General features: G+C 74.8%; 3 protein-coding genes. All 3 read right to left on the reverse strand.

All coding sequences use genetic code 11. The annotated features are described in order from the left end of the window. Positions 1-82 precede the first annotated feature (82 nt). The 3 genes from LCE31_RS29865 to LCE31_RS29875 all read right to left on the reverse strand — a co-directional run bounded on the left by LCE31_RS29865 (position 83) and on the right by LCE31_RS29875 (position 4,744). A complete protein-coding gene (locus LCE31_RS29865) occupies positions 83-2,842 on the reverse strand; it encodes a SpoIIE family protein phosphatase (protein WP_374118587.1) in 2,760 nt (919 codons plus the stop codon). Positions 2,843-3,012: 170 nt separating this feature from the next. Further along, entirely contained in the window at positions 3,013-3,882 is an 870-nt protein-coding gene (locus LCE31_RS29870; RefSeq protein WP_225019824.1) for an alpha/beta fold hydrolase, read from the reverse strand. Between the two features lie 22 nt (positions 3,883-3,904). Beyond that, a complete protein-coding gene (locus LCE31_RS29875; protein WP_225019826.1) occupies positions 3,905-4,744 on the reverse strand; it encodes a 3-methyl-2-oxobutanoate hydroxymethyltransferase in 840 nt (279 codons plus the stop codon). Positions 4,745-4,986: the final 242 nt, after the last annotated feature.

Consider the following 4,986-nt stretch of genomic DNA (forward strand, 5'->3'; position numbering starts at 1 on the left):
ACCGGGCCGCGGGGCTGCGCCCGGGCGAGCGGGGGCGGCTGGGCCGGCCTGGCGATGGCGTACGCCGGGCCCCGCCCCGTCCTCAGGCCAGATCCCGCGGTCCCTCCTCCGGGGTGGTGTCCGGCAGCACGTAGCCCGCGGGGAGCTGCTGCTCGGCCCAGGTGATCTTGCCGCGCTCCGTGTACCGGGTGCCCCACCGCTCCGAGAGCTGCGCCACCAGGAACAGGCCGCGCCCGCCCTCGTCCGTGGCCGCGGCATGGCTCAGGTGCGGGGCCGTGCTGCTGCCGTCCGAGACCTCGCTGATCAGCCGCCGGTCCAGCAGCAGCCGCACGGTGATCGGCCCCGTCGCGTACCGGATGGCGTTGGTGACGAGCTCGCTCAGGATCAGCTCCGTGGTGTACCCCGCCTCGCCGAGGCCCCACTCCGCGAGCCTCTCCGCCACCAGGAGCCTGACCTCCGCGACCGCGGCCGGGTCGTTCGGCACGTCCCAGCGCGCCACCCGCTCGCGCGGCACCACGCGGGTGCGCGCGATGAGCAGCGCGGTGTCGTCCGGGGGGCCGCCGGTCAGCAGGGCGTCGAGGACCGCGGTGCACATCTCCTCGGGGCCGCCCCGCACCCGGGACAGCACATCGGCCAGATCGGCGAGGCCCTCGTCGATGTCCCGGCCGCGCTCCTCCACCAGCCCGTCCGTGTACAGCACCAGCCGGCTGCCCTCGGCCACCACCACCTCCGCCGTCTCGAACGGCAGCCCGCCCACGCCCAGCGGCGGTCCGGCCGGCAGGTCGAGGAAGCGCACCGTACCGTCCGGAGCGACGAGGGCGGGCGGCAGGTGCCCGGCCCGCGCCATGGTGCAGCGGCGGTCCACGGGGTCGTACACCGCGTACAGGCAGGTCGCCCCGAAGATCCCCTGGCCGGACTCGGCAGAGCCGTTCTCCTGGTCGATGCGGTCCGCCAACTCGTCCATGCGGGACAGGAGTTCGTCCGGTGGCAGGTCGAGCGCCGAGAAGACGTGCACAGCCGTGCGCAGCCGCCCCATGGTCACCGCGGCCTGGACGCCCTGGCCGACCACGTCGCCCACCACGAGAGCGACGCGCGCGCCCGGCAGCGGGATGACGTCGAACCAGTCGCCGCCGACGTTCTTCTGCGCGGGCAGATAGCGGTACGCGACGTCCAGCGCGTTCTGCTCAGGCAGGCCGCTCGGCAGCAGGCTGCGCTGGAGCGTCACCGCCATGCTGTGCTCCCTGGTGTAGCGGCGCGCGTTGTCGATGCACACCGCCGCCCGCGCAGCCAGCTCCTCGGCGAGAGCCAGGTCGTCGTCCTCGAACGCGGCGGAGTCCGCGACGCGCCAGAAGTTCACCACCCCGAGCACGGAGTCCCGCGTGGTGAGGGGCGCCGAGATCAGCGACCTGATGCCGTAGTCCAGGACCCGGCCGGCCCGCTCCGGGTCCTGTTCCCGCCACGTGCCGGCGCCGCGCAGATCCGCCTCGAGCACCGCGTGCCCCGATCGCAGTGCTCGGACCTGGGGCGCGGAGTGCGAGAGCCGCAGCCGCGCGCCGGCGGGAAACAGCGGGTGCGTGTCCGCGACGCCGACGAGCGCCGCGCGGCGCAGCCTCCGCTCCCCGGGCTCGCCGGGGCCCTCGGCGCGCAGCGCGGGATCTGTCAGGTCCACCGTGGTGAAGTCCGCGAAGTGGGGGACGGCCACCTCGGCCAGCTCCTCGGCGGTCCGCTGCACGTCGAGCGTCGTGCCGATGCGCAGCCCGGCGTTGTAGAGCAGTTCGAGGCGGGCGCTCGCCGCCTCGGCCCGGCCCGACAGCGCGCGCAGCTCCGTCGAGTCGCGCAGCGTCGTCACACTGCCCGGCGGGCCGCCGTCCTCACCGGTGCGGCGCTGGTTGACCCCGAGCACCCGGCCGCCCGCGAGGTGCACCTCGTCGGTGGCCGTACGGTTCGACACCAGCAGATCGGCCACCGGAGGCGGCAGGCCCAGCTCGCGCACCGGCCGGCCGCGCGCGTCGGGGGGCAGGTCGAGCAGGCGGTGCGCCTCGTCGTTCGCGAGCAGCAGCGTCCCGTCGCCGTCCACGATGAGCACGCCCTCCCTGGCGGCGTGCAGCACGGCGTCGTGGTGCTCGTACATGCGGGTGATCTCGGCGGGGCCCAGGCCGTGCGTCTGCCGGAGCAGCCGCCTGCTGATCACCGCGGCACCTCCGGTGAGGACGGCGACGGCCACGGCCACGCCTCCGAGCACCACCGGCATCTGCCGGCTCACGGAGTCGCTGACGCTGCTCGTGCGCACCCCGGCGCCGACCGCGCCGACCACCCTGCCGTCGTCGTTCTCCACCGGGACGAACGCGCGGTACTGCGGGCTGAGCGCGCCGGTGGCGCGGCTCGTCACGGTCTGCCCGGCCAGCAGGGGCGCCATGTCCTGATTGCTCCTGCGGCCGATCAGGCTGGGGACGGCGGAGGTCAGGCGTACGCCGTGGCGGTCGACGACCGTCACGAAATCGACGTCGGCCCCCTGCATCGCGGCCCGGGTCTGCGGCTGGAGCACCTCCGACGCACCGGGCGAGGTCATGGCCGAGGCGACCCCGGGCGCGTTGGCGAACCCCGAGGCCACCGCGAGCGCCCGCTGCTCGGCCTGCTGCTCCCCCTCGTGCTGCACGGTCAGGACGAGCAGGACGCCCGCGCCGATGGCGAGCAGCAGCACGACCACGACCTGGAGCAGGAACATCTGGCCCACGACACTGCGCAGCCGCAGCAGCGACCTGGCGCTGACCCGGCCGGACGGGGGCGCCTTGTCGTCGGGGCGCCCCCGCCGGGAAGGACCCAGGTGCCGATGTCGTGCCATAGGGGCATTTTTACCCGTGGGGACGCCCGGCGCCGACCGGCATGACCGGGCGGCCCCTCCGGCACGGCCATCAGAGGTGTCCTGCCGGTGGGTCCTTCACTCCGCTCCCCGGCGTCCCACCCGCGCCGTCCGCCCCGCGCCTTCCACCAAGGAGGAGGCGGGGCGCGCCGTCAGACGCCGGAGAGGAACCCGAGAATCCGGGCCGGCGCGTTGTCCTCCGTCTGCTCCGCCACCGGCATGTCCCAGTACTCGGCGGCGGGCAGGCACTCCTGGAGGTAGCGCGCGGCGGACGGCGCGTGCGAGCCGTCCTGGCCCGGGACGATCAGCGCGGGCACGTCCAGCGTCAGCAGGTCCTCCGGCTCCGGGCCCGGCACGGTGTCCCGGTCGAACAGGTGGCGCACGAGCCCCGTCACCGTCGTCTCGTACCGCTCCGGGTCGATCTCCGCGTACCGCTTCGCGAACTCCTCGTCCGTGCGCAGCACCGACACCCACGGGCCGACCCGCGGGTCCTTGGTGAACCCGGCCTCCGAGCCGCGCGCCAGCGCCGCGACCCCCGCGAGGCCCTCGCTTCGCACGTACGCCAGGTGCTCCTGGAAGCGCGCGTGCTGCTTCATCCGGTACCGCACCCCGCCCGCGGGCGAGTACAGCACCATGGACAGCACCCGCTCGGGGTGCGCGACGCCGAAGGCCGCCACCGTGGAGCACCCCACGCAGCCGCCCATCAGGTGCGCCCGCTCGATGCCGAGGTGGTCGAGCAGGCCGACGCCCTGGGCCACGTAGTGCGCCCAGGAGATCCGCTCCACCCGGCCGCCCGACTGTCCGGACTCCCGGCGGTCGAAGGTGACGCAGGTGAACGAGCGCGACAGGTGCTCCAGCAGATTGAGGCGCTTGTACACGCCGACGGTCCGCCAGCTCTCCAGCGTCGAGTCGAAGCCGCCGGGCGAGAACATCAGCAGGGCGGGCCCCCGGCCGCTCACCCGATAGCGCGTCCGCAGGCCGCCGATCTCGACCGTGCCTGTTGTCTCCTGCGTGCCGGCCATGGGCCCGTCCTCTCAGTTCCCGTCAGTTCCCGGCGGACGGCGGCACCGGAATGCCGCCCGCCACCTGCCGCGCCGCCCGTACGTCCGCCGCGTAGGCGCCGATCGCGTCCAGCGTGATCTGGGCGACGTTCGCGTACGTGTCCGGCGGGTTGTCGATCGCGGAGGCCGCGTAGCCGATCGCCGCGTGCGCCATCCGCATCCGCCCGTCCAGCCAGGGCCCGCCGCCGAAGCCGCCGACCACCGGCACGGAGACGGCCCGGGCGACGGCCTCGCCCACCACGGGGCCGGAGTTGGTGAAGTTCAGCAGCACCGCGCCCGCGTCCGCCAGCCGCTTGGCCTCCTCGACCATCGCGTCCTTCATCTCCACCGGCACCGCGTCGTCGGCCGAGGGGATCGCCTTGTACTCGACGCCGTAGCGCAGCGCGGTCTGCGGGGTGATGCCGAACTGCGCGAAGACCGGGATGCCGGCGCGGGTGATCTCGGTGACCGCCTCGGGGAAGTCCGAGGCGGCGTCGACCTTCACCATGTCGACGCCCGCCTCCTTCACGAAGCGGATCGCGGCGCGCACCGCGCTGTCCGTGCCCTCCTGGAGCGGGCCGAACGGGAAGTCCACGCTGACCAGCGCCCGGCTCACGCCCCGGCGGACGGCCTGCGCGACCGTCACCATCTGGTCCATGGTGATCTCGAAGGGGTTGGCCTGCCCCCACAGGTTGACCCCGACGGTGTCGCCCACCGACACGATCTCCACGCCGGCGCGGTCCACGATCCTGGCGATCTGGTAGTCCCACGCGACGACGCCGACGATCTTGCGGCCCTCGTCCTTCATCCGCTGGAGCGTGCCTGTCGTGACCTTCTCGGCCATGGCGACGCACCGCCTTTCCCTCTCGTTCGCCGGCACCGGGCGCGGGCGAGGCCGGCCGCTCTCCGCGACCGGTCCTTCCCTCCCGCCGTCCGCGTCAACGGCGTTTGCTGAAGCATGCGTTCAGGTGCGCGGGGGGGGGGGGGGGGGGGGCCCCCCCCCCCCCGCGGCCCCCCCGCCCCCCCCCCCCCCCCCCCCCCCCCCGCGGGCGGGGGGGCGCGGGCGGCAGGCCGCCGCGCGCCGTC

The organism is Streptomyces sp. 8L (assembly GCF_020176795.1).
Taxonomy (GTDB): Bacteria; Actinomycetota; Actinomycetes; order Streptomycetales; family Streptomycetaceae; genus Streptomyces.